The sequence below is a fragment of the Candidatus Pelagibacter sp. RS39 genome, from assembly GCF_002101315.1.
Lineage (GTDB): Bacteria > Pseudomonadota > Alphaproteobacteria > Pelagibacterales > Pelagibacteraceae > Pelagibacter.
In genome coordinates, this window is sequence record NZ_CP020777.1 from 111280 (window position 1) to 135456 (window position 24177).

The 24177-nt window shown below is 29.9% G+C and carries 26 protein-coding genes; 13 read left to right on the forward strand and 13 right to left on the reverse strand.

Features of this window, described 5'->3' with window-relative positions:
• The first annotated feature begins 1 nt into the window (after nucleotide 1).
• The 4 genes from infB to pnp are packed head-to-tail and all read left to right on the forward strand — an operon-like array spanning nucleotide 2 to nucleotide 4932.
• Nucleotides 2–2173, forward strand: coding sequence for a translation initiation factor IF-2 (gene infB / locus B5L73_RS00645; RefSeq protein WP_085146799.1), 2172 nt, complete (start codon nucleotides 2–4; stop codon nucleotides 2171–2173).
• Nucleotides 2173–2541 (forward strand): 30S ribosome-binding factor RbfA, encoded by a 369-nt coding sequence (rbfA, locus tag B5L73_RS00650; RefSeq protein ID WP_075485631.1) that lies wholly within the window; start codon nucleotides 2173–2175, stop codon nucleotides 2539–2541. The genes infB and rbfA overlap by 1 nt, the downstream gene beginning before the upstream one ends.
• A gap of 12 nt (nucleotides 2542–2553) precedes the next feature.
• Nucleotides 2554–2802 (forward strand): 30S ribosomal protein S15, encoded by a 249-nt coding sequence (gene rpsO / locus B5L73_RS00655; protein ID WP_075485648.1) that lies wholly within the window; start codon nucleotides 2554–2556, stop codon nucleotides 2800–2802.
• A gap of 57 nt (nucleotides 2803–2859) precedes the next feature.
• Nucleotides 2860–4932 carry a polyribonucleotide nucleotidyltransferase gene (gene pnp, locus B5L73_RS00660; protein WP_085146801.1) on the forward strand — a complete coding sequence of 691 codons (2073 nt, stop codon included), beginning with the start codon at nucleotides 2860–2862 and terminating at the stop codon, nucleotides 4930–4932.
• Between the two features lie 138 nt (nucleotides 4933–5070).
• Here pnp and B5L73_RS00665 read toward each other — a convergent pair whose 3' ends face one another.
• Genes B5L73_RS00665 through fabA form a run of 3 tightly spaced genes read right to left on the reverse strand, consistent with a single transcriptional unit; the run spans nucleotide 5071 to nucleotide 7570 of the window.
• A complete protein-coding gene (locus B5L73_RS00665) occupies nucleotides 5071–5856 on the reverse strand; it encodes an enoyl-ACP reductase FabI (protein ID WP_085146803.1) in 786 nt (261 codons plus the stop codon).
• A gap of 2 nt (nucleotides 5857–5858) precedes the next feature.
• The gene (fabB, locus tag B5L73_RS00670; RefSeq protein WP_085146805.1) at nucleotides 5859–7070 is read right to left on the reverse strand and encodes a beta-ketoacyl-ACP synthase I; all 1212 of its coding nucleotides are present in this window, start codon (nucleotides 7068–7070) and stop codon (nucleotides 5859–5861) included.
• Nucleotides 7070–7570 carry a bifunctional 3-hydroxydecanoyl-ACP dehydratase/trans-2-decenoyl-ACP isomerase gene (fabA, locus tag B5L73_RS00675; RefSeq protein ID WP_085146807.1) on the reverse strand — a complete coding sequence of 167 codons (501 nt, stop codon included), beginning with the start codon at nucleotides 7568–7570 and terminating at the stop codon, nucleotides 7070–7072. Before fabA ends, fabB begins: the two co-directional genes overlap by 1 nt.
• Before the next feature lie 93 nt (nucleotides 7571–7663).
• Here fabA and B5L73_RS00680 point away from each other — a divergent pair, with 93 nt between their 5' ends.
• The 5 genes from B5L73_RS00680 (at nucleotide 7664) to B5L73_RS00700 (ending at nucleotide 11557) form a co-directional block, all read left to right on the forward strand.
• Entirely contained in the window at nucleotides 7664–8062 is a 399-nt protein-coding gene (locus tag B5L73_RS00680; RefSeq protein WP_232309666.1) for a Fur family transcriptional regulator, read from the forward strand.
• Nucleotides 8063–8158: 96 nt separating this feature from the next.
• The gene (gene katG, locus B5L73_RS00685; RefSeq protein WP_085146811.1) at nucleotides 8159–10396 is read left to right on the forward strand and encodes a catalase/peroxidase HPI; all 2238 of its coding nucleotides are present in this window, start codon (nucleotides 8159–8161) and stop codon (nucleotides 10394–10396) included.
• Nucleotides 10397–10419: 23 nt separating this feature from the next.
• Entirely contained in the window at nucleotides 10420–11016 is a 597-nt protein-coding gene (locus B5L73_RS00690) for an aspartyl/asparaginyl beta-hydroxylase domain-containing protein (RefSeq protein WP_085146813.1), read from the forward strand.
• Nucleotides 11016–11258: a DUF2061 domain-containing protein gene (locus tag B5L73_RS00695; RefSeq protein WP_085146815.1), complete on the forward strand. Its 243-nt coding sequence runs from the start codon at nucleotides 11016–11018 to the stop codon at nucleotides 11256–11258. The genes B5L73_RS00690 and B5L73_RS00695 overlap by 1 nt, the downstream gene beginning before the upstream one ends.
• 119 nt (nucleotides 11259–11377) lie before the next feature.
• The gene (locus B5L73_RS00700; protein WP_085146817.1) at nucleotides 11378–11557 is read left to right on the forward strand and encodes a hypothetical protein; all 180 of its coding nucleotides are present in this window, start codon (nucleotides 11378–11380) and stop codon (nucleotides 11555–11557) included.
• Between the two features lie 32 nt (nucleotides 11558–11589).
• Here B5L73_RS00700 and B5L73_RS00705 read toward each other — a convergent pair whose 3' ends face one another.
• From B5L73_RS00705 to ubiE, 6 genes are read right to left on the reverse strand one after another with little or no spacing between them, the layout of a single operon-like run.
• Complete coding sequence (locus tag B5L73_RS00705) at nucleotides 11590–12030, reverse strand: SH3 domain-containing protein (RefSeq protein ID WP_232309667.1); 441 nt, start codon at nucleotides 12028–12030, stop codon at nucleotides 11590–11592.
• Nucleotides 12031–12044: 14 nt separating this feature from the next.
• Entirely contained in the window at nucleotides 12045–12782 is a 738-nt protein-coding gene (locus B5L73_RS00710; protein ID WP_085146820.1) for a HesA/MoeB/ThiF family protein, read from the reverse strand.
• On the reverse strand, nucleotides 12779–13216 hold the full coding sequence (gene dut, locus B5L73_RS00715) for a dUTP diphosphatase (RefSeq protein ID WP_085146822.1): 438 nt from the start codon (nucleotides 13214–13216) through the stop codon (nucleotides 12779–12781). Before dut ends, B5L73_RS00710 begins: the two co-directional genes overlap by 4 nt.
• Nucleotides 13216–14415: a bifunctional phosphopantothenoylcysteine decarboxylase/phosphopantothenate--cysteine ligase CoaBC gene (gene coaBC / locus B5L73_RS00720; protein WP_085146824.1), complete on the reverse strand. Its 1200-nt coding sequence runs from the start codon at nucleotides 14413–14415 to the stop codon at nucleotides 13216–13218. The genes dut and coaBC overlap by 1 nt, the downstream gene beginning before the upstream one ends.
• 8 nt (nucleotides 14416–14423) lie before the next feature.
• Entirely contained in the window at nucleotides 14424–15989 is a 1566-nt protein-coding gene (gene ubiB / locus B5L73_RS00725) for a 2-polyprenylphenol 6-hydroxylase (protein ID WP_085149551.1), read from the reverse strand.
• The gene (gene ubiE, locus B5L73_RS00730) at nucleotides 15989–16693 is read right to left on the reverse strand and encodes a bifunctional demethylmenaquinone methyltransferase/2-methoxy-6-polyprenyl-1,4-benzoquinol methylase UbiE (RefSeq protein ID WP_085146825.1); all 705 of its coding nucleotides are present in this window, start codon (nucleotides 16691–16693) and stop codon (nucleotides 15989–15991) included. Before ubiE ends, ubiB begins: the two co-directional genes overlap by 1 nt.
• A gap of 33 nt (nucleotides 16694–16726) precedes the next feature.
• Here ubiE and mutM point away from each other — a divergent pair, with 33 nt between their 5' ends.
• The 4 genes from mutM to dnaN all read left to right on the forward strand — a co-directional run bounded on the left by mutM (nucleotide 16727) and on the right by dnaN (nucleotide 20684).
• Nucleotides 16727–17590 (forward strand): bifunctional DNA-formamidopyrimidine glycosylase/DNA-(apurinic or apyrimidinic site) lyase, encoded by an 864-nt coding sequence (gene mutM, locus B5L73_RS00735; protein WP_085146827.1) that lies wholly within the window; start codon nucleotides 16727–16729, stop codon nucleotides 17588–17590.
• Between the two features lie 51 nt (nucleotides 17591–17641).
• Nucleotides 17642–17902, forward strand: a complete 261-nt coding sequence (rpsT, locus tag B5L73_RS00740; RefSeq protein WP_085146829.1) for a 30S ribosomal protein S20 — start codon at nucleotides 17642–17644, stop codon at nucleotides 17900–17902.
• A 272-nt stretch (nucleotides 17903–18174) separates the two neighbouring features.
• Nucleotides 18175–19575, forward strand: a complete 1401-nt coding sequence (gene dnaA / locus B5L73_RS00745) for a chromosomal replication initiator protein DnaA (RefSeq protein WP_085146831.1) — start codon at nucleotides 18175–18177, stop codon at nucleotides 19573–19575.
• A complete protein-coding gene (gene dnaN, locus B5L73_RS00750) occupies nucleotides 19572–20684 on the forward strand; it encodes a DNA polymerase III subunit beta (RefSeq protein WP_085146833.1) in 1113 nt (370 codons plus the stop codon). Before dnaA ends, dnaN begins: the two co-directional genes overlap by 4 nt.
• On the opposite strand, the gene B5L73_RS00755 is transcribed toward dnaN, so the two are convergent.
• Genes B5L73_RS00755 through argH form a run of 4 tightly spaced genes read right to left on the reverse strand, consistent with a single transcriptional unit; the run spans nucleotide 20681 to nucleotide 24127 of the window.
• Nucleotides 20681–21382: a lysophospholipid acyltransferase family protein gene (locus tag B5L73_RS00755; RefSeq protein WP_085146835.1), complete on the reverse strand. Its 702-nt coding sequence runs from the start codon at nucleotides 21380–21382 to the stop codon at nucleotides 20681–20683. The genes dnaN and B5L73_RS00755 overlap by 4 nt on opposite strands.
• Before the next feature lie 11 nt (nucleotides 21383–21393).
• Complete coding sequence (gene lysA / locus B5L73_RS00760; RefSeq protein WP_085146837.1) at nucleotides 21394–22608, reverse strand: diaminopimelate decarboxylase; 1215 nt, start codon at nucleotides 22606–22608, stop codon at nucleotides 21394–21396.
• Entirely contained in the window at nucleotides 22605–22739 is a 135-nt protein-coding gene (locus B5L73_RS06515; protein WP_257788356.1) for a hypothetical protein, read from the reverse strand. The genes lysA and B5L73_RS06515 overlap by 4 nt, the downstream gene beginning before the upstream one ends.
• Complete coding sequence (argH, locus tag B5L73_RS00765) at nucleotides 22736–24127, reverse strand: argininosuccinate lyase (RefSeq protein WP_085146839.1); 1392 nt, start codon at nucleotides 24125–24127, stop codon at nucleotides 22736–22738. Before argH ends, B5L73_RS06515 begins: the two co-directional genes overlap by 4 nt.
• Nucleotides 24128–24177 lie beyond the last annotated feature (50 nt).

The following is a 24177-nucleotide window of genomic DNA, read 5'->3' on the forward strand; positions in this document are numbered from 1 at the left end:
TATGGAAAACAAAAAATTAAAATTAACAATTTCTGGGAAACCAAAAAAATCTTTTAAGAATTTTGAAACATCAAGATCTCAAGGAAAACATTCTGTCGTAATTGAAAAATCACAAAATAAGTTTTCTAAAAAAGGAAGTTCATTCAGGCCCAATAAACCAAAGCTTTCGACGAAATTTCAAATCAACCCTAATGACTTTGAAAAAAGAAAACTTGCAGAACAAAGAGCTACTAAAAGACTTAAAGATGATGGAAGCACGAAAGATAAAAAGTTAAAATCAGGTACAAAAAAAAGGGAAGTTAAGCTAACAGTTTCTAGAGCATTGAGTGATGAGATTGAGGCTAGAGAGAGAAGCTTGGCTTCTGTTAAAAGAGCAAGGGAAAAAGAAAATAAAATTCAAAACAAAGACCAAAGTAAAGATAATCTTAAACCTGTAAAAAGAGATATTAATATACCTGAAGCTATAACAGTAAGAGAATTAGCAAATAGAATGGCCGAACAATCAAGCAACGTTATCAAGCACTTGTTTGAAATGGGTGCTACAGTCACGATTAATCAAACGCTTGCGGCTGACACAGCTGAATACTTAGTAAAAGAATTTGGACATAACCCAATCAGAGAGGAAAGAGCAGAAGAAATAATTCAAAAAATAAAAGCTTCAAGGGCTGAGAATTTAAAAAACAGACCCCCAATTGTTACTGTCATGGGACACGTTGATCATGGAAAAACTTCTGTGCTAGATGTTTTAAGAAGTGCAAATGTTGTTTCAGGAGAATTTGGTGGAATTACTCAACATATAGGAGCTTATCAAATAGAAAGCCAAGGAAATAAATTAACTTTTATAGATACTCCAGGTCATGCAGCTTTTACAGAAATGAGGGCAAGGGGATCAAAATTAACTGATTTAGTTGTATTAGTAGTTGCAGCAGATGATGGTGTGAAACCTCAAACAGTAGAATCAATTAAACATGCTAAGGCAGCCAATGTTCCAATTGTAGTAGCAATAAACAAATGTGATCTACCAGAAGCTGACCCGCAAAAAATTAAAAATCAATTATTAGAACATGAATTAATAGCTGAAGATTTATCTGGAGATACTTTAATGGTTGAAATATCAACCAAGACAAAAAAAAATTTAGACAAATTAGTGGAGTCAATAATTTTGCAAGCTGAAATATTAGATTTAAAAACTGATTTTCAGTCAAAAGCTACCGGTGTTGTTTTAGAGTCAAAAATAGATACAGGTAGAGGACCGGTTGCAAGTATAATTGTAACAACTGGAATGCTTAAAAAAGGAGATTTTTTTGTAAGTGGTTTAAAATGGGGAAAAGTAAGGGCAATTATAAATGACAAGGGTCAGAGTATTGAATTTGCTTCACCTTCGACCCCAGTAGAAATTTTAGGAATTAATGGTGCATCAAAGGCAGGAGATGATTTTATTGTTTTAGAGACTGAGAAAGAAGCTAAAACCCTGAGTGAAAATAGAGCTCAAGAAAATAAAGTTGGAAAAAACCCCTTATCTTTTGCAACTCAAGAGTCAGCTTTTTCTAGCAACTTATCAAAAGAACTTAATCTTATAATTAAATCAGATGTTCATGGATCCTCAGAGGCAATTAAAAACGCGGTCAATCAAATTACTCATGATGAGGTTAAGCCAAAAATAATTTTAGCTGATATAGGGATGGTAACAGAAACAGACGTCACTCTAGCAAAAGCATCAAATGCAGTATTAATAGCTTTCAATGTTAAACCAAGTAAGGAAGCAAAAAAACTTGCAGAAAATGAGAAAATAAAAATATCCTCATACAATATTATTTATGAAGTTTTAGATTATATTAAACTAAGAATGTCAGGATTATTGGCACCCGATGTTCAAGAAACAATTACTGGTACAGCACAAATTTTGGAAATATTTAAAGTCTCAGGTGCTGGAAAAGTTGCAGGTTCAAAAGTAACTGAAGGAGAAATTAATAGTATTTCAGATATTAGAATTATTAGGGATGGTGCTGTTATTTACACAGGAAAAGTTTCATCAATATTTAGAGAAAAAAATCAGGTAAAACAGGTAAGTGTTGGTCAAGAGTGCGGAATTACAGTTAAGGATTATATGGATTTTCAAAAAAACGACACAATAGAAGCATTTAGTGTTACATCTACTGAGAGGTCAATTTAATGGCAGATAGAATAGGAAAACCAGTGTCACAAAGACAGTTAAGAGTGGGTGAAATGATAAAGCAGTCTTTAAGCATGATTTTTATAAGAAATGAGGCTAAGGTGCCGAATTTAGAAACAAACACTATAACGGTGACCGAGGTTAGAATGAGTCCTGATTTAAAAATTGCTAAAGCATATGTTCTCCCATTGGGTGGAAAAGATGCGGAAGAAACAATTAATGTTTTAAAGGAATACTCATTTTTAATTAGAAAAATTTTATCACAAAAAGTGGTTATGAAATTTTTACCAAAATTACTTTTTAGAAAAGATGAATCTTTTGAGTATGCGGAAAAAATAGAAAACTTAATAAAACAAACAAATAAATAGGAAGAAAGAGGCATGAACAAAAAGGCACAAGAATTAGCAATGCACGATAAAGATACTGGATCTTCAGAGATACAGATCGCTTTGCTAACAGAGAAAATTGAAACTCTCTCTAAACATATTAAGCAATTCAAAAAGGATAAACATTCATCTGTTGGATTGTTGAGAGCGGTAAATAGAAGAAAGAAATTGTTAGAATACCTAAAGAAAAATAAAATGGATTCTTACAAAAATGTACTGTCGAAATTGAATTTAAGAAAATAGAAGTCAAAATAGATAGAACGGAATGGAACGAAACGAACGAAACGAAATGGAAATGAAATGTTTAAAGTATATAAGAAGGAAATTAAAGTAGCAGGAAAGAAGATAAGTTTAGAAACAGGTAAAGTAGCAAGACAGGCAGACGGTGCAATAATCGCAACATGTGGAGAGACAGTCGTACTAGCAACAGTAGTAGGAGCAAAAAAAGTAGATCCTGATATGGATTACTTTCCATTATCTGTTAATTACCAAGAAAAATACTACGCAGCTGGAAAAATTCCAGGTGGATATTTTAAAAGAGAAGCAAGACCAACAGAAAGCGAAACATTAATCTCTAGATTGATTGATAGACCAATCAGACCATTGTTTCCTGATGAATTTAAAAATGAAGTACAGTTATTACCAACAGTAATTTCATACGATAAAGAAAATGAACCAGATATTTTATCAATCACTGCATCCTCTGCAGCATTAGCTATATCAGGAATGCCATTTATGGGTCCAGTAGGAGCTTCTAGAGTTGGTTTTATTGACGGTAAATATGTTTTGAATCCTTCTAAAACTGAATTAGAGAACTCAAGTCTAGATTTAGTTGTAGCAGGTACAAAAGATGCTGTGCTTATGGTTGAATCTGAAGCAAATGGTTTGAGTGAAGAAGAAATGTTGAATGCAGTAAAATTTGGACATGAGGGTTTTGTTCCAGTAATTGAAATGATTGAGGAACTTGCAAAAGAATGTAGAAAACCTGAGTGGACAGTAGAAATGAAAGATTTATCTAAAGTTAAGAAAAAACTCGAAGAAACTTTTACGGAAGACCTTAAAAAAGCTTTTGCAACTAGAGACAAACAAGATAGATCAAATCAAATTTCTGAAATCACTGATAAAGCTAAAAAACTTTTTGATGAAGACGAAAATTACACAGATCTAGATGTAAATTCTGAACTTAAAAAGATAGAAAAATCAATTGTAAGAACAGATATTCTTAAAAATAAGAACAGAATTGATGGTAGAGGATTATCAGATGTTAGACCTATTTCTTGTGAAGTTGGAATTTTACCAAGAGTCCATGGTTCTGCTCTATTCACTAGAGGAGAAACACAAGCAATTGTAACAGCTACTTTGGGCACTTCTGATGACGAACAAAGAATTGAAAGTTTGGATGGATTACAAAAAGAGAGATTTATGCTTCACTATAATTTTCCGCCATTCTCAGTTGGAGAAACGGGAAGGATTGGAACTGGAAGAAGAGAAATAGGACATGGTAAATTAGCGTGGAGGGCTATTCATTCTTCATTACCATCAAAAGAGGCGTTTCCTTATAGCTTTAGAGTAGTATCTGAAATCACGGAGTCAAATGGTTCATCTTCAATGGCTACCGTTTGTGGTACATCATTAGCATTAATGGATGCCGGAGTTCCGATTAAAGAACCAGTTGCAGGTATAGCAATGGGTTTAATTAAAGAAGGTGATGATTTTAGTGTCTTATCAGACATTTTAGGTGATGAAGATCACTTAGGAGATATGGACTTTAAAGTTGCAGGAACTAAAGATGGAATTACTTCTCTTCAAATGGATATTAAAATTACTGGTATTACATTTGAAATTATGGAGCAAGCATTAAGTCAAGCTAAAGATGGACGAGTTCATATCTTGGGAGAAATGAATAAAGCATTATCAGCTTCAAGAGCAGATGTTGGAAAACACACTCCAAAAATGGAAAAAATAAATGTCGATAAAAAAGACATTGCGGCTGTGATTGGAAAAGGTGGAGCAACGATTAGAGAGATAGTCGAGAAATCAGGTGCAAAAGTAGATGTAAACGATGAAGGCGTAGTTACAGTTGCTGCTCCGGATGAAGAATCGAGAAATATTGCAATGCAAATGATCAAAGACATTACTGCCAAAGCTGAATTAAATAAAATTTATTCAGGAAAAGTTATGAAGATTATGGAATTTGGTGCATTTGTTAATTTCTTAGGAAAACAAGATGGACTTGTTCATATTTCAGAACTTGCAGATAAAAGAGTAGCTAAAGTAACTGACGTTGTCAAAGAAGGTGACGAGGTAAAAGTTAAAGTGATTGGTTTCGATAGAGGTAAAGTTAAGTTATCTATGAAACAAGCAGCTGAATAGATTAAAAATTATGGAGATATTTATATTTTTAGTTTGTTTAGTATTTGTGATTTATTATCTATTTAGGCCTACTTCTAAAAAAGAAAAGGATCAATTTAACGATAAAAGTAATTGGCGAGGTGGGTTTTAAATTTACAATTAACTTATATTTTTAGGATCCGGCATTCCAACCTTATTATATCCGGCATCTACATAATGGATTTCGCCTGTTACACCATTCGCAAGTTCACTAAGCAAATACAATGCTGAATTACCAACATCATGAATATCTACATTTCTTTTTAAAAAAGAGTGATCTTCGTTCCATTTATACAAAAATTTTGCATCACCTATTGCTGATGCTGCTAATGTTTTGATAGGCCCAGCACTTATAGCATTTACCCTTACTCCTTTTGTACCTAAATCTCTTGCAAGATATTTAACACTCGCTTCAAGAGCAGATTTACAAACACCCATCACATTATAATTTGGAATTGCTTTAGTGGACTCGTAAGTCAAAGTTAATAAACTTCCACCCTGCTTCATTACCTTTGAAGCTTCTTTTGCTACTTCAGTAAATGAAAAACATGAGATTAACATACTTCTTAAAAAGTTTTCTCTAGTTGTATTTAAATATTCACCTGATAATTCTGATTTGTCAGAGAAAGCTACTGCATGAACTACAAAATCAATTTCACCCCATTGGGACTTGATATCTTCAAATAATTTTATTACTTCATCTTTTTTTTCAACATCACAACTAAATGTAACGTTTGAATTTAATTTTTCTGCTAAAGGAACTACTCTTTTTTTAAGTGCGTCACCTAAATAAGTAAATGCTAGTTCTGCTCCTGCATCAGCTAATTTTTGAGAGATGCCCCACGCAATAGATCTCTCATTGGCAACACCCATTATTAATCCTTTTTTACCTTTCATTAAACTCATAACTAAACCTTTTCAAAAATTAATGCTGCATTAGTCCCACCAAAACCAAAACTATTAGACATAACTGTGTTTAAAGTTGCCCCAGTTTCTGTTTTTGCAATTATTGGGAATTTTTTAGCTTGCTCATCCATTTCGTTAATGTTTGCTGATCCTGTAATGAAATTATTTTTCATCATAATTAAACAATAAATTGCTTCATGAACAGAAGCAGCACCCAACGGATGACCCGATAAAGATTTCGTTGAACTTATTTTTGGAATATTCTCTCCAAAAGTATCTTTTACTGCATTTAATTCTGTAATATCTCCAACTGGAGTTGACGTTCCATGTGTATTGATGTAATCAATTTTATTTTTTGCTGTAGCCATTGCCATTTGCATACATCTTACAGCTCCTTCACCTGAGGGTGCTACCATATCATATCCATCAGAAGTAGCTCCATAACCAGTTAATTCTGCATAAATTTTAGCCCCTCTAGCCTTTGCGTGCTCGTATTCTTCAAGTACCAAAACTCCACCACCACCTGCTATTACAAATCCATCTCTGGTTTTGTCGTATGCTCTTGATGCTGTTTCTGGTTTATCATTATATTTTGATGATAAAGCAGTCATAGCATCAAACATAGCAGTCATCGCCCAATGAATCTCTTCACTTCCTCCAGCGAATACAATATCCTGTTTGCCCATTTGTATTAATTCCATAGAATTTCCAATGCAGTGGCCGCTAGTCGCGCAGGCAGAACTCATTGTATAGTTTGTTCCTTTTATTTTGAATGGAACTGCAAGTGTAGCAGAGGCAGTGCTTGCCATTGTTCTTGGAACAATAAATGGGCCCATTAATTTTGGAGTTTTGGCTCTAGTTTTATCCGCGGCTAAAATTACATTTTCGATAGAGGGACCCCCAGAGCCCATTACAATTCCAGTTTTGAAATTGCTAACTTCATTTTCCTCTAAGCCCGAGTCTTTAATTGCCTCCTTCATTGCAATATAATTATAAGCTGAGCCTGAACCCATAAATCTTATTGTTTTTCTATCTACATGATCTTCAAGTTTAATATTAGGTTTTCCATGAACATGACTTTTAAGATTGTGTTCTTTGTACTCTTCAGAAAAAGAGATTCCTGATTTTGAGTTTAAAAGTGATTGATGCACCTCCTCTTGATTATTACCTAAACAAGAAACAATGCCCAGCCCTGTAATAACTACTCTTCTCATTATTTAAATAATCCTACTTTCAAACTTTCTGCTGAATAAATCTTTTTTCCATCAGCCAAAACAATCCCATTAGCTAGGCCAACAGTAGTTCCGCCTGGGGACATAATTTTTTTCATATCAATTTCATATGTTACTAGCTTAACATTTTGTAATACTTCACCTGTAAACTTTACTGTTCCAACTCCCAGTGCTCTTCCCTTCCCAGGTTTTCCTATCCAGCCCAAATAAAACCCAACTAGTTGCCACATAGCATCAAGCCCAAGGCAACCTGGCATTACAGGGTCTTCTTTAAAGTGACAATCAAAAAACCAAAGATCATTTTTGATGTCTAGTTCAGCTTTTAATAAACCTTTTTTAAAAGTTCCCTTGTCATCATTAATTTCTGTAATTCTATCAAACATAAGCATTGGTGGAAGAGGTAATTTAGCATTACCAGGACCAAATAACTTACCCTCACCACAATTTATAAGTTCATCATATGAGAAAGAGTTTTTTTTCATAAAATTGAGTATCTTATTTACTTGATTTTGAAATTATATAATATAATTATAATGCTAGTTTAGAATAATTTTAACTAACAATTTACTTAAATAGTGAAATATATAGAAAAATTAAGAAATTCAGGATTAAGACCTACTAAACAAAGAGTCCAAATATGCGAAGTACTGTTTGATACAGAAAAAACATTTCATTTTACAATAAATGAGCTGGAACAAAAAATTAAAGATAAAATTGATAATAAAATATCCTTAGCAACGATTTATAATACGGTCCATGCCTTTGAAAAAAAGGGATATTTAAAACAAATTCCTATAAATTCGAATCAAACTTATTTTGACACAAACATTACCAATCATCATCATTTTTATGATTTGAAAGATGGTAAATTAATTGACCTAGAAAACTCTGATGTAGGACCTATAAATATTAAAAGAAAAATTAATGGAAAGAAAATCAAGTCCATTGAAGTTTTGGTCAAACTTGAAGACTAATCTATTAACTTGCTGAGCGTCATTATTAACCAATTGACAGCTATTTAGAACCATTATAAACTACAATATATATTGAATTTAATCATAGGAATATAAATGAGCACTGAAAATTTTAAAAATAAATCTTTTAAAACTAATGAATTAAGTAAATGTCCTTTTACAGGAGCGGGCACACCTGCAAAGTTTTCTGCAGGAAGAGGTCAAACAGTAAGAGATTTCTGGCCAAATAGTTTAAATTTAAAAATTCTTAGTCAGCATTCAAATTTATCAAACCCTATGGATAAAAAATTTAATTATGCAAAAGAATTCAAAAAACTTAATTATAAGGGGCTTAAAAAAGATTTAAAAAAATTAATGACAGACTCACAAGAATGGTGGCCTGCAGATTATGGTCATTATGGTCCTTTATTTATCCGACTAGCATGGCATGCTGCAGGAACTTATAGGACTGGTGATGGTAGAGGTGGTGCCGGCACTGGTAACCAAAGATTTGCACCACTTAATTCTTGGCCAGATAACGTGAATTTAGACAAAGCAAGATTACTTTTATGGCCAATTAAAAAAAAGTACGGAAGAAAAATTTCATGGGCTGATCTATTTATATTAGTTGGAAACGTAGCATTAGACTCTATGGGTTTTAAAACTTTTGGTTTTGGCGCAGGTAGAACTGATATCTGGGAACCAGAGGATGATATTTATTGGGGTTCAGAAAAAGAAATGCTAGGCGTGGAAAGATATAGTGGAAAAAGAGATTTGGAGCAGCCGTTAGGCGCTTCTCACATGGGCTTGATTTACGTGAATCCACAAGGTCCAGATGCAAATCCAGATCCACTACTAGCAGCACATGACATCAGAGAGACATTTGGAAGAATGGCTATGAATGATTATGAGACAGCAGCTTTAGTTGCTGGAGGACATACATTTGGAAAATCTCATGGAGCAGCATCAGAGTCTTACAAGGGTCCAGATCCAGAAGCTTCAAAACTTCAAGATCAGTCTACTGGATGGAATAGTGGATATAAATCTGGTAAAGGCGTCGATACAATAAGCAGTGGTATTGAAGGTGCTTGGACTCAAAATCCTACAAAATGGGATATGGGTTATTTGGATTGTTTATATGGTCATGATTGGGAGTTAACAAAAAGTCCAGCTGGAGCTCATCAATGGACTCCAAAGAAAAATGGTCAAAAAATTAAAATGGTTCCTGATGCGCACCAAAAAGGTGTGCTTCATCCGCCAATGATGCAAACAACAGATATATCAATGAAAGTTGATCCGAGTTATGGACCAATTACAAAGCATTTTCATCAAAACCCTAAAGAGTTTCATGATGCATTTGCTCGAGCATGGTTTAAATTAACTCACAGAGATATGGGTCCTAGAGTTTGTTACTTGGGAAGTGAAGTTCCAAAAGAGCAATTAATTTGGCAAGACCCAATTGATAAACCAAAGTACAAACTAAAATCAAAAGATATAAAAGATTTAAAAAACAAAATTTCTAAATCAAAAATATCAATTTCAGATTTAGTTTCTACTGCATGGGCATCAGCTTCAACTTTTAGAGGATCAGATAAAAGAGGTGGTGCTAACGGTGCAAGAGTAATGCTAGAACCGCAAAAAAACTGGGCTGTGAATAATCCTAAGAAATTATCAACTGTGGTAAAAGCTTTAAATAAAATTAAAGATCAATTTGATAATAAAAAGAAAAGTGTATCAATGGCAGACTTAATTGTTTTGGCAGGTGGCGTTGGTATTGAGATGGCAGCTAAAAAAGCAGGTCATAAAGTTAATGTTCCATTTTCAGCAGGTAGAGGAGATGCAAGACAAGATCAAACCGATATTCATTCTTTTGGTCTTCTTGAACCTCAGGCAGATGGTTTTAGAAATTATCTTAATGGCGGAGCTTCAAATGTCTCAGCAGAAGAAAAATTGGTTGATAAAGCGCAACTAATGGGTCTGACTGCACCAGAAATGACAGCACTTATAGGTGGTATGAGAGTTTTAAATACTAACTATGATGGTTCAAATTATGGTGTATTTACAAGTAAACCTGGTTCTCTTACTAATGATTATTTCGTAAATCTATTAGACATGAATACTACATGGAAAGAGGAAGATAAATCAGAACAAACTTTTGTTGGAAAAGATAGAAAAACTCAAAAAACTAAATGGAAAGCAACAAGAGTTGATTTAATTTTTGGTTCAAATTCTCAATTAAGAGCTCTTGCGGAAGTTTATGCCTGTGAGGACTCAAGTGAAAAATTTGTTAAAGATTTTATAGCTGCATGGGTAAAAGTTATGAATTCTGATCGATTTGATTTAAAATTAAATTAAATTTGAAAAAAAGATAAAGTTATATGGCAACAGCAAATTTTGAGGATTTTTACGAAGTTCCAAATTTAAATTTTGACATTTCAAAGTTAAAAGACGACTTAGATAAAATTTTGAAATTAAAAAAATTTAATACACCAGGTGTTACACATTTTGGTGCAATTCCATTAAACCAAATTCCAGACGATAAGAGCTCGATTGAAGGGAGCAATATTAGAGGAAAATATTGGACAATTGCAGATGAAACTGGAAAAGAGGTTTCAAGAGATGTTGATATAGATGAGTCTAAATATACACAATTAATACCTGAATTTGAAAATACATACTTTGCAAAAGTTTACGAAGTTTTAAGCAAGAGATTTAAATTGGGAAGGGTTAGGCTCTTATTAAAAGAGCCTAGATCAACTTTGAGTTGGCACAAAGATCCAGAATGTAGGCTTCATGTGCCTATAATCACAAATAAAGGGTGTTCAATGGTTATAGAGAATGTTGCTAAACATTTACCCGCAGATGGTAAAGTTTGGATTACAAATAACACTAAATATCATAATTTTTTTAATGGAGGTGAACAGGCTAGAATACACCTTGTAGCTTGTGTTCTTGAGAGTCCTTTTAAAAACTGATGGAAATTACTAAAGGCATATTTCAAGCATCTCAAAATATTTATCAAAATAATAAAGGTTCATTACTTAGAACAGTAATTTATACAATTGGACATTTTGCAATTGCAATTACTGTTTTAATGTTGGTTGCGGATGTATCTTTTAAAGTTGCTCTAACTGATGCAATTGTTGAACCAATTGCAAATTCAATTTGGTATTTTATTTTAGATAAATGGTGGACAAGCAAATCAAAAAATAACTAGTTCATAATATTAACTAAAAAAAAGCAATTAGTAATCATTCGCAAAAAAAAATCACGATAATAATAATCATTCGCATGGATAATTATTGAAAAAATTTTATTTATGATTAATTTTTAATTATGCAAATAGAAAATTATAATTGTAAAAAATGTGGACTGACAATTTCTTCAACTTGTTCTAAGTGTGATAAAATTGTTGATGTTGAAGTCCTTGATGATGGTTGTATTGTCCAGAAAACAAAATGTTTAGATTGTGCAAATGCTCCGGTAATCAAGGATGTTTGTGAGCAACAAAAATAGTTTAGGATAAAATTAAATAAGGGTGATAAAAATTAGTTAAGGCCCCATGAATTTTCTATTTTAATCCAGCCTTTAAAACTACCAGTTTTAATCTTGCACCAATTATTATTACATTTCTGAACTAACAAAACTCTACCCTTTTTTATTTTCGCCAAAGGTTTTGAAAAATTTGTTGGTTTACTAAATAAAACTTTATCTGTTTTAGGTATTATTGAATTTACCTTTTTAAGTTGAGAAACATGTATCCACCCACTATTATTTTTGAGATCAATAATCCTTCTAAAATTTTCTTTTTTATCAATCTGTTTTATGGGTAAATTGATCTTTTTATAGATATATTTAATAGGATATTCAAATCCTGGACCGTATCTAACATTAACTTTATTTTTTTTTAATGAAAGGAAAGTTTCATTTGCAAAAACGTAAAATGGAAAAAAAATCCAGATTAAAATTAAAAAATATAGTTTTTTCATTATTTAGCGACAACTTATTTCTTATTAAATTTAACTTTTCTAAAATTAAGATTTAAAAGATCAATAATTAATATTTGATTTTTCAAGTTTTGCCCAATTTTCATTATCATTTTCAATGCCTCATTTGCTTGGGTTGTTCCCACAATTGATGCAGTTGTGCCTAGAACACCCTCAAATTCACAATTTAAGTTATCGTCTGAAATCTCATTTTCTTGGTAGAAACTTTTTAAAGAAGCAGTTTTTCTATCATTAAAGTCAAATGAAAATACATGACCATCAAATTTGCTAATTGCTCCTGTTATTAATTTTTTTTTTAATTTTTTACAATAATCATTAATTAAAAATTTAGTTTTAAAATTATCTGACCCATCAATTATGATTTCATAATCTTTAATTATTTTTTTAATGTTATTCCTATCAAGCCTTGCTTTATAAGTTTTAATTTTGGTAGAAGGATTTATTTCTCTTAGTTTTTTTGCAGCTACATTAACCTTTGATTTTTTTATATCTTTAGAGGTAAATAAGCTTTGTCTATGTATATTAGAAAGATTAACAATATCGTTATCGATGAGGCCAATATTTCCAATACCAGCTCTTACTAGATTTTCTGCAGCCGGACAACCCAAACCTCCAACACCAACGATTAAAATTTTAGAGGATAAAATTTTTTTTTGACCTTTCGCTCCTATGTTTTTTAAAACTAATTGTCTTGAGAACCTTTCAATTTGAGATTTGTTTAGAGTTTCTCTCATTTACCAGTCGAACCAAAACCTCCTGCTCCTCTTACAGACTCTGGAAGTTCATTTGTTTCTTCTAAATCCATTTTTATAATTGGAGTTAAAATCATTTGAGCTACTCTATCATTGTTATTTATATTAAAGCTTTTGTTACCATGATTAAATAAAATAACTTTTATTTCTCCTCTATAATCACTATCAATTGTGCCAGGTGTATTTAAAACGCTTATATTATTTTTTGCCGCCAATCCTGATCTTGGTCTAATTTGAATTTCATATTCTTTGGGAAATGCAACTGATAATCCAGTTGGTATAAGGCATGATTCTCCTGGTTTTAATTCAATTGTTTTATCTATATTTGCCATTAGATCCATACCAGATGCACCGTCAGTTTTATATGAAGGTAATTTTACAGAAGGTTTTAATTTTTTAACTAAAACTTTAATCATTAGTTTAAATGATCAATAATTTTTTCAACTAATTCATCTGAAATTTCTGATTTGGATTTATAATTAAGTTTATCAATTTTTTTATTTTTATAAAAAATCGAAACTTCATTAAAATCTGAGTCAAAACCAATTGATTCATTTGATACATCATTTGCAACTATCCAGTCACAGTTTTTTTCACTTAGTTTTTTATTAGCATAGCTCTCTAAATTATTCGTTTCAGCTGCAAAACCCACCACAAGTTTTGGTCTTAAGGAGTTATGATTGGAGATACAATCAAGAATATCAACATTTTTCTCTAATTCTAAACTAATTTTATCTTGTTTTTTTATTTTTATTTTAGAGGTTTCTTTCACTTTATAGTCACACACTGCTGCTGAAAATATTGCAACATCCACTGGTAAACTTTTAAGTGTCGATTGAAACATTTCCTCAGCAGTTTCAACCTCAATCAAATTAACATCATTATTTACTTTTAAATTAGTTGGCCCTGAAATTAAAGTTGTTTCAAAACCCTTTTTTGATAATGATTTCGCAATTTCATAACCTTGTTTACCACTCGATTTATTAGATATATATCTTACCGGATCGATGTACTCTTTGGTTGGTCCTGCAGTTACGACTGCCTTTAATTTAGTTTTTAGTTTTAAATCTTTGAAATAAATTTTTAGCTTACTTATTATCTCTTTTGGCTCTGACATTTTGCCTTCACCATATTCTCCACACGCCATATCTCCAACCTCAGGACCAATTAATTCATAATTATAGGTTTTAAGTTTCGTTATATTTTGTTTAGTAGACTGATGTTCCCACATTCTTACATTCATCGCAGGAGCAATAAAAATTTTTTTATTTGACGCAAGAGCAACAGTTGAGGCTAAATCGTCAGAATTTCCATTAGCAAGTTTAGATATCGTGTTAGCTGTTGCAGGCGCAATTAAAATGAGGTCTGCCCATCTTGAAAGACTAATATGATCCATTTCTGCTTCATTTTCCACACTAAAAAGATCCTGATAAACTTTGGATTGAGATAACGAACTAATTGAAAGAGGTGTTACAAATTCAGCACCATTCTTAGTAAGAATTGTTTTTATACTTACACCATCTTTTTTTAAAAGTCTGATTAATTCAAGACTTTTATATGCAGCTATACCTCCACAAATTATTAATAAGATTTTTTTATTATTCAAGTTACTCATGTAGTGAATTAAAATACCAATAGACCAAAAATTACAAGGACTAAAAAGCCAATAATAGATTGGTTTCTAAAAGCGATCATTTCTGATTTTTTTGTATTCAAAGCGGTATAAGAGTTTGAATTTTGTGGAATTTGACCACTAGCCAAATATGATAGAGCTTGGTTAGCTTTATCCATTATTTCTGGAAATTCTGGTAATCTTTTAATTACTTCAGAAGTACTTTGAATTGTCTCATTAATTGTGGTCATAGGATCTTTTGTTTCTCTCAACCAATTTTCCAAAACAGGTTTAGACGTAGTCCAAATGTTTGTATTTGGATTTAATTTTCTAGCTACCCCCTCCACAACAACCATTGTTTTTTGTAGCATAAGAAGTTGAGGTTGGGTCTGCATATTAAATTTTTCTGTAACATCAAACAATTGTTTTAATAATTTTCCACCTGAAATATCTTTAACTGTTTGACCAAAAATTGGTTCCCCGATAGACCTCAAAGCTTGAGCTAAGTCGTCTATTGGAACCTCTTTAGGAACTAGTCCGGCAACTAAATGCACTTCCGCCACTTTACGATAATCTCTTTGGATAAAACCAAATAATATTTCCGCCAAAAATCTTTTACTCATTTTATCAAGTCTGCCCATAATTCCAAAATCAATTGGAACTATATGACCATTATTATCTATAAATATATTTCCTTGATGCATATCAGCATGAAAAAATCCATCTCTAACTGCATGTCTTAAAAAATTTTGAATAATGTCGTTTGCAATTTTTTCAGTATTTAAATTTCTTTTTTTTAATTCCTCAGTTTCTCTAATAGAAATTCCATCAACCCAATCTAATGTCATTACATTTTCACTTGTAAAATTCCAATAAATTTCAGGCACTCTAAACCCAGCATCATTTTTAGTATTTTCTGCGTATTCGTTAGCTGCAGCCGCTTCAAATCTTAAATCCATTTCTAGATTTGTTATTTCTTTAAGTAAAAAAACTACTTCAACCAACTTTAATCTTTTTGTTTTTTTGATGAAAGACTCAACTAAAAAAGCAAAAAGCATAATTGCATCAATTTCATCATTAAAAACTTTTTTAATGTTTGGACGTAAAATCTTTATAGCAACATCCTTAATAGTCCCATTATCGTTAATTTGTGCTTTGTGAACTTGTGCTATTGAGGCTGCTGCAACAGGCTCGCCTAAATTGATAATTGTATCGTATGTCTCATTTCCTAAATCATTTTTAATGATTTCTTTAGCTTGTATAAGTGAAAATGGTGGCAACTTATCTTGAAGGTTCTCTAATTGTTTTGAGAGATCCTCCCCAATTATATCTGGTCTTGTAGCTAAAAATTGTCCAAGTTTTATAAAAGTTGTGCCCATAGATTCTAAGGTGTCTGATAAGCGTTCACCCTCACTTTTAATTGATTTTTTTTTTTTAGGTGAAAAAGATATTGATAAAAATTTAAATAGTAATGTTATTGCGAATGGTGGTTTTTGAAATTTTGAGATTATTTCTAATATATCTGAATTAGCTATTTTTCTTCCAATTTTAAATAAAGTTATAAGTTTTTTAATCATTAAATTTTCCAACCACTATGTATGGATACAATTCCATTAGAGAAGTTCCTGTAATTGCATTTTTGAAATTTATTCATTTTCATATATTCTAAAAGTTCCTCTTGATTGACAAAATTATCAATACTTTCAATAAGATAATCATAGGGTTCTCTTTGTCCAACAACGTATTTACCAACTAAAGGAATTAATTTTGAGTATTTTTTATAGATAAATTCTAAGTTTTTATTTTGTATTTTCGAAAACTCTAAACAAAAAAATCGTCCGCCTTTTTTTAAAACTCTGTATGCCTCGGATAAGGATTTATCTAAATCTTTTGTATTTCTTAATCCAAAACTAATCGTATAAAAATCAAACGAATTACTTTTAAGGGGAAGCTTTTCTGCACTGGAAATTATCCATTTTATATTTTTATAATTTTTTAACTTTTCTTTTCCTTTAGTTATCATTCCTTTATTAGGATCAATACAAGTAATATGATTATTGATATCAGTGTTATCTAGGTAAAGTTTTCCTATATCCCCAGTACCACAGGCAATATCAACCAAGCTTTTATTTTTTGATGGCCCCATCATATTGATTAAGTTTTTCTTCCATAGCCTATGTATTCCAAATGACATAAAATCATTCATTAAATCATATTTATCAAAAACTTGATTAAATACGCCTTGAACTAACCCTTTTTTATTCTGAAGATGTTGTTGCATTTTTAATTAATAATTCATTTAATATAATAGTAAATGCCAGAATTACCAGAAGTAGAAATTGTCCGACAATCTTTATTAAAAAATATAAAAGGCAAAAAAATCAATAAAGTTTTAGTTAGAAATAGAAACTTAAGATTAAAATTAGAAACTGCTTTTGAAAAAAAGCTAAAAAATAAATTTATTTCAAATATCAAAAGATTCTCAAAATATTTGATTATTGAATTGGAAAATAAAAATTTTTGTATAGTTCATTTAGGCATGTCAGGAACAATTCATATTATTAAAAATAAAAAAGACAATCTACCTACCAATACCAGTTTTTATAATACACCAAATTTGCCTAAAAATCACAATCATGTTGAATTTTTTTTTAAGGATATGAGATTAATTTATAATGATCCAAGAAGATTTGGTTACTTTCAAATTTTTAATGATTTTAACAGTTTGAAAAAAAAATTTAAAAAATTTGGTCCAGAACCTTTTAATAAAAAGTTTAATTCAAAGTATTTGATTAATTATTTTAAAAAAAAAGAAAAGAGTATAAAAAATTTTTTACTAGATCAAAATTTTGTATCAGGGATTGGAAATATCTATGCAAGTGAAATTTTATACTTATCAAAAATTAATCCTTCGCTATCAGCTAAATATTTGAAACAAGATCAATGCAAAAATATAGTTATAAATTCAAGAAAAATTTTACAAAATGCTATTAGAAAAGGAGGATCAACCATAAGAGACTTTAAAAATACTAAAGGTGATCAAGGTAATTTTCAAAAAGAGTTTAAGGTTTATGGTAGAGATAAACAAAACTGCAAAAGATTTAGTTGTTCGGGAACAATCAATAAAATAACTCAATCAAATAGATCGACATTTTTGTGTGAAATATGTCAAAAATAATCAATATATTATTGACTAGGCCTATTTAAGTAGTTATACCCCTGCAAAATTATGGCTAATACAAAATCGGCAATTAAAAGAATTAGAAGAATATCTAAACAGACCGCTGTTAACAAGGCGAGAAAAAGTAGATACAAAATTGCATTAAAAAAGATGAACGTTCTAATTGAAAATAAAAAAAAGTCAGAGGCTTTAAAGTTCTTACCTAAGTTGAATTCTGAGTTAATGAAAATTGCCAAAACTGGAATTATAAAAAAACAGAATGCATCCAGAAATGTATCGAGAATTACAAAAAAAATAAGTTCCTTATAATTCTTTATACTTCAAGTTGATTCAACCAAAAGAATACGCTTCATATATGAATGTTTGATTTTTAATTACAATATTTAGAATTAGTAAAAAAATATTATATTTTATTCAATCATAAATTTTATTTTTTTTTTAATACACATAAAAAAAAATTGTCAAAGAAATTTTTAAAAAAAATTTTTTACACAATCCCAGATTTAATTTATTTTCAGTTTTGGAAAATAATTTGTTGCAATAACTGTCATTATTGATGTAAGTGGACCCTCTCCATAAAAATGAACAATACACATATAAATAAAAGTTTTGATAAGATTAATCTTGATTGGGAACTAATTCAATCTGAATTAAAACTTAAATTGGGAATAGAGGTTTACGAAAGTTGGATAAAAAAAATTGATTTACTTGAAGAGTTTAATAATTATATTTTATTAACTGTTCCAACAAGGTTTATCCGTGACTGGATTACATCAAGATATTTAGACCAAATTCTGCAAACTATCAAAAAACATAAAAAACAAATTGTTAGAATAGAATTTAAAATTATAGAAAAAAAGAACGATAATAGAGAAAATTTGAATGATCTTAATCAGATAAACAAAACTCAAAATATCTCATTTATCAAAGACTCTCATCTCCAATACAGTCGAATAGATCCCAATAAAAGATTTGAAAATTTTCTAATTGGTTCAAGTAATAAGATTGCTTATGAGGCATCCTTAAAAGTATCAGAGAATATTTCTCATTATAATCCGCTTTATATATACGGGGGCGTAGGTCTAGGAAAAACTCACCTTCTAAATTCAATAGGCCATGAAATGAGTAAAGATAAAAAAGTAATGTTTATTTCCGCTGAACGTTTCATGTATCAATTTGTAAAGTCAATAAAATCTAACGATATGGTAAAATTTAAAGAGTATTTTAGAAATACAGATGTTTTATTAATTGACGATATTCAGTTCATGAATGGTAAAGAGGCAATGCAAGAGGAGTTTTTTCATACTTTTAATGCACTTTTGGATAAAGAGTCACAAATAATTGTTTCAGCGGACAGGCCTCCTAATAAGTTATCTAGAATTCAAGAAAGAATTAAATCAAGATTCTCTGGAGGTTTAGTTGTAGATATTCAAAAACCTGAGTATGACTTAAGAAGAAAGATCATTAATCACAAGATAAATGAATTAACGACCCTTCATACAGATAAATTAAATATCTCAGACGAAATTCAAGATTTTATTGGTAATAAAATTACTACTAATGTGCGGGAATTAGTTGGAGCAATAAATCGTGTAGTTTCATTCTCGAGGATTTACAACAAATTACCAAGCCTATCTGAGACAAAGATTATTTTGAAAGATTTATTAAATCTAGCAGAAAATAACGTAACAATAGATTCGATTCAAACTATTGTTTGTAAGTTTTTCAAAATTAGTAAAAATGAAATGTTATCTTCAAGAAGATCTAGATATTTAGTTAGACCAAGACAGACAGCTATTTACCTAACAAAAATTTTAACTACAAAGTCATTACCAGAAATTGGACGAGAATTTTCAAACAGAGATCACACAACTATAATTCATTCTGTGAAAACAATAGAAAAATTAAAAGAAAAAAATCCAGATATGAATGATAATATAAATAAATTAAAAAATATTATTTTATACAATAAAGAAGGATGAAATTTAACGTTAATCAAAAAGAGCTCCAGGAAGCCCTAAGCTACTGTCAGGGTGTTATAGAAAAAAGGAGCACATTACAAATACTTTCTAATGTTTTACTGAACGCAAGTAATTCAAAATTAACTATCACAGCCACAGATCTCGATTTGATTTTCATTCATCAAATAGAAAATGTTGAAATTTTAGAAGAGGGAAATACAACTACTACTTCCTCAATCATGTTTGATATTGTTAGGAAATTTTCTTCAGATAAAAAATTAAACTTATCTATGAATAGTCAAAATAAACTTCAACTAGAGTCTGAAAAATCAATTTTTAATTTAAATTGTATAGATTCCTCAGAGTTTCCACTCACTGAGGAAAATTTTAATGATAATACTTTTGTAATAAATTCCAAACATTTTTTAAAATTACTTAATAAGTGTAAATTTTCAATATCAAATGATGAAACACGTCATTACTTAAGCGGAATATATTTTCATCAGACTGAAGTCGAGGATAAGATCTATTTAACCGCCGTTGCAACCGATAGTCACAGAATGTCAATCTCAAAAATAAGATTAAGTGAAAAAATAAATTTTGACCCAATTATTCTTCCAAAAAAAACTATTTTCCAACTTTGCTCTTTACTAGATAATTATGATGGTGATCTTAAAATATCTAACTTAAAATCAAAAATTAAGTTTGAATTAACTAATAGTATTCTAATTTCTAAATTGATTGATGGAAAATTTCCAAATTATGTTCAAGTAATTCCCAAAAATAACCAAAAAAAATTAGAGTCGAATCTAAAATCATTTTTAGGATCTATTGATAGGGTTGCATCAGTATCGTTAGATAAAAAAGATGGAGTTAAGTTTAAATTATCTAAGGATACGTTAAATCTTTCAGTTAATAATACTACTAGTGGAGACGGTAATGAAACTCTAGGTGTTAAATTTGATCATGATTTAGAAATTAGTTTTAATTCAAGATATTTAATCGATGTTGCCTCACAGCTTGACGGTGAAAAAATAGAGTTTTTTTTAAATGATACTGGATCTCCAGCTTTAATAAAAGATCCTAGTGATTTTGATAGCATCTATGTGGTGATGCCCATGAAAGGCTAATTCATTAGATTTAATTCCGAATAAATTTTATCCTCTAAAGTCCTGAGGAAAATTTGCTTGTCTAAATCGTTATTTATTTTAGGCATTATAGATATTGTAATAGTTTTATTGCTAATTTTTCTTCCTGATTTTGGCCAGACATATCCAGAATTAATTGCAACTGGCTGACAAGCAATTTTAAGTTTCTCATAAATTCTAGAGGCTCCTTTTTTGAAAGGTGGTCTCTCATCTGGTAAAACCCTAGTTCCTTGAGGAAAAATTATTAGAGGCCTGTCTGAATTTTTGACTGTACTCGAGATTTCATCATAAAAATTAAGATTATCTTTTGTAATTTGACTCCTTTTAATTGAAATGGACCCAATTTTTTTAAGATACCATCCAAATATAGGTATGAAAAGTAATTCTTTCTTAAGAATAAATACTGGGGAATTAAACAAAGTTTGAAGAAAGAAGGTTTCAAACATTGATTGATGTGATGCAGCAATAAAAAATTTTTCATCATTAATAATATTTTCAGTTCCTTTGATTATTATTTTTGTTGAGAGAAAAAATTTTAAACAAAAACCAGTCCAGTAACCCATTAACTTACCACCAAATAACACTACTTGCTTAGGTAAGAAAAATGAGGGCAAAAAAATTATTAAAACAATAATAATTCCAGTAAAAAAAAATAATGAAAATATAAAGTTTCTTAACATTGTGTTAAAAGCTAGATTATTTCCGTGTACTTTTGTCTTTTTCTAATTACATTAATCTTTGAACCTTTAATTAATAATTCTATTGGCTTAGGTCTTAAATTATAATTTGAGCTTAAAGACATACCGTAGGCGCCAACATCGCATATAGCTATTAAATCATTTTCCTCTAATTTTTGAAATTTCTTTAACGTTATAAATTTATCAGTACTTTCGCAGATTGGACCAACAAATTCATAAGGTTTATTTGATATTTTACTAGATTTTATTACTGGCAATGTCATATGAAATGCCCCATATAATGCGGGTCTCATGAGATCATTCATAGCAGCATCTAAAATTATAAATTTTTTCCTACCACTGTCTTTAATATAAATGACTTTACTAATTAATATGCCAGTATTGCCAATTATAGATCTACCAGGTTCAAAAATAATTTTTACTTTATGTTTTTTGAGAAAATTATTAATTGCAGTGTTATACTTTTTATAATTAAGTTCTTTGTTTTTATCAGAATAATTAATTCCCATACCTCCTCCTAAATCAATAAATTCGAATTGATGATTAGTCTTGTCTAAGATATGACTAACAGCTTTTAGCATTTTTCCATAGGGTCGATGATCTAAAATTTGACTACCTATGTGAACACTCAAACATTTTAAGTCTATGTTTTTTGAACTTTTACAAAAATCTACAATTTTATGAAATGTATTTTTATTTACTCCAAATTTATTCTCTTTTTTTCCAGTAGAAATTTGATTTAGTGTTTTTGCATCTGTATTAGGATTAAGTCTAACTCCAACTCTCACTTTTTTGTTCTTTAATTTTGCAAGTCTATTGATTTCCATTATTTCACTTAATGACTCAGCGTTAATGAGAAGTATTTTTTTATTTATTGCAAAATTTAACTCACTAGAAGTTTTCCCAACTCCAGAAAATACTATTTTATTTGGCTTTATTCCTGCTTTTATGGCCATCATAAGCTCACCTAAAGAAACTACATCAGCTCCTAAACCAAATTTTTTAATTTCTCTAATTAAATTAACATTAGTATTAGATTTCACTGCAAAACAAATTAAAGGTGAAAAAGATTTAAAATTTTTTTTAAAATTACTTACATTTTCTTTTAATTTTGAATATGAATAACAATAAAAAGGTGTTCCAAATTTTTTAGCTATTCTCTGGAAATTGACCTTTTCCATTGTTAGTCTTTTATTAATATATTTCATGAAGTTTTGTTAATTATAATTGTTGGTATTTCAATTTCTTTGTTTAAAGCTTTATATTCAGGGTCACTTTTCTTTCCACAAGAAACTAAAATACAACAAACTAAAATAACAAATGTAATTTTTTTAATCATTTTAATTTTTTATATTTCCTTATCATCTTTTTGATATTATCAAAAGATGTTCCACCATAAGATTTTTTGGAATTGACAGAATTCTTTAAATCAAACACTTTTAGCACATCATTTGTTAATGTTGGCTCTATCTTTTTTAAGTCTTCTAAGGATAATTCATTTAGTTTTTTCTTTTTCTTTTCAGCTAAATTCACTAGTAAAGCTGTTTTTTGGTAAGCTTTCCTAAAAGACATTGAATTATTCTTAACAAGATAATCTGCTAAATCTGTTGCAGTAATGTAACCTGAGTATGCTAATTCAAGCATTCTTTTTTTATTAGGACTTACATTTTTAAGAATTTCATTAAATATTTTTAAACTTTCAAACAGAACATCATATGATTTAAAAATAATTTCTTTATCATCTTGAAGATCTTTGAAGTATGAAAGAGGCAATCCCTTTAATATAGTAAACATTGAAAATAAATTGCCAAAGGTAATTCCTGATTTACCTCTTAAGTGCTCTAAAAGATCAGGATTTTTTTTTTGTGGCATTATTGATGAACCAGTCACTATTTTGTCTGAGAGGTTAATTAGATTAAATCCGTCAGAATTCCAGATAATTAATTCCTCAGAAATTCTTGATAAATGCAATGAACAAACAGAAACACTATAAAGAAAATCTAAAACGAAATCTCTATCTGCTACAGTATCGATTGAATTATTTGTAGGTCTTTTAAAACCAAGTTTTTTTGTCGTATAGTTTCTGTCAATATTAAATGAAGTTCCGGTTAATGCAGCAACACCTAATGGGTTTTCATTTAAACTGTCTAAATTGTTCTCAAATCTGTCTTTGTCTCTTTTAAACATCTCTACGTACGCCATTAGATAGTGTGCAAATGAAACTGCTTGTGCATTTTTTAAATGAGTAAAACCTGGCATAATAGTATCTACATTTTTTTCAGCTAAATTAATTGAATTTTTAATTACATTATTTAACATCACACTAATTTTTTGATTTGCTGATTTAATCCAGATCTTAAAGTCGGTTATTACCTGGTCGTTTCTAGATCTTGCTGTGTGAACATATCCCGCTTCTTCACCAATTATTTGAAACAGCCGGTTTTCAATATTAATATGAATGTCCTCGTATTTTTTATTAAATTCAAATTTTTTATTAGATATTTCTTTTTCAATTCTATTTAGTCCATAAATAATTTTATTTTTTGTTCTAAAAGAAATTATTTTTTGTTTAAATAACATTTCTACATGAGCAATAGAACCATTTATATCCTCTTTATACAGTCTTTTATCCACATCAATAGAGCTACCTATTTTTTGTGAGAGATTAGAAGAATTATTTTTAATTCTTGTATTCCATATTGTCTGGTTGTTTTTATTTTTTACCATGATAATTAATTATACCCATTAAACATGAGATTATTAATAATATTTATTTT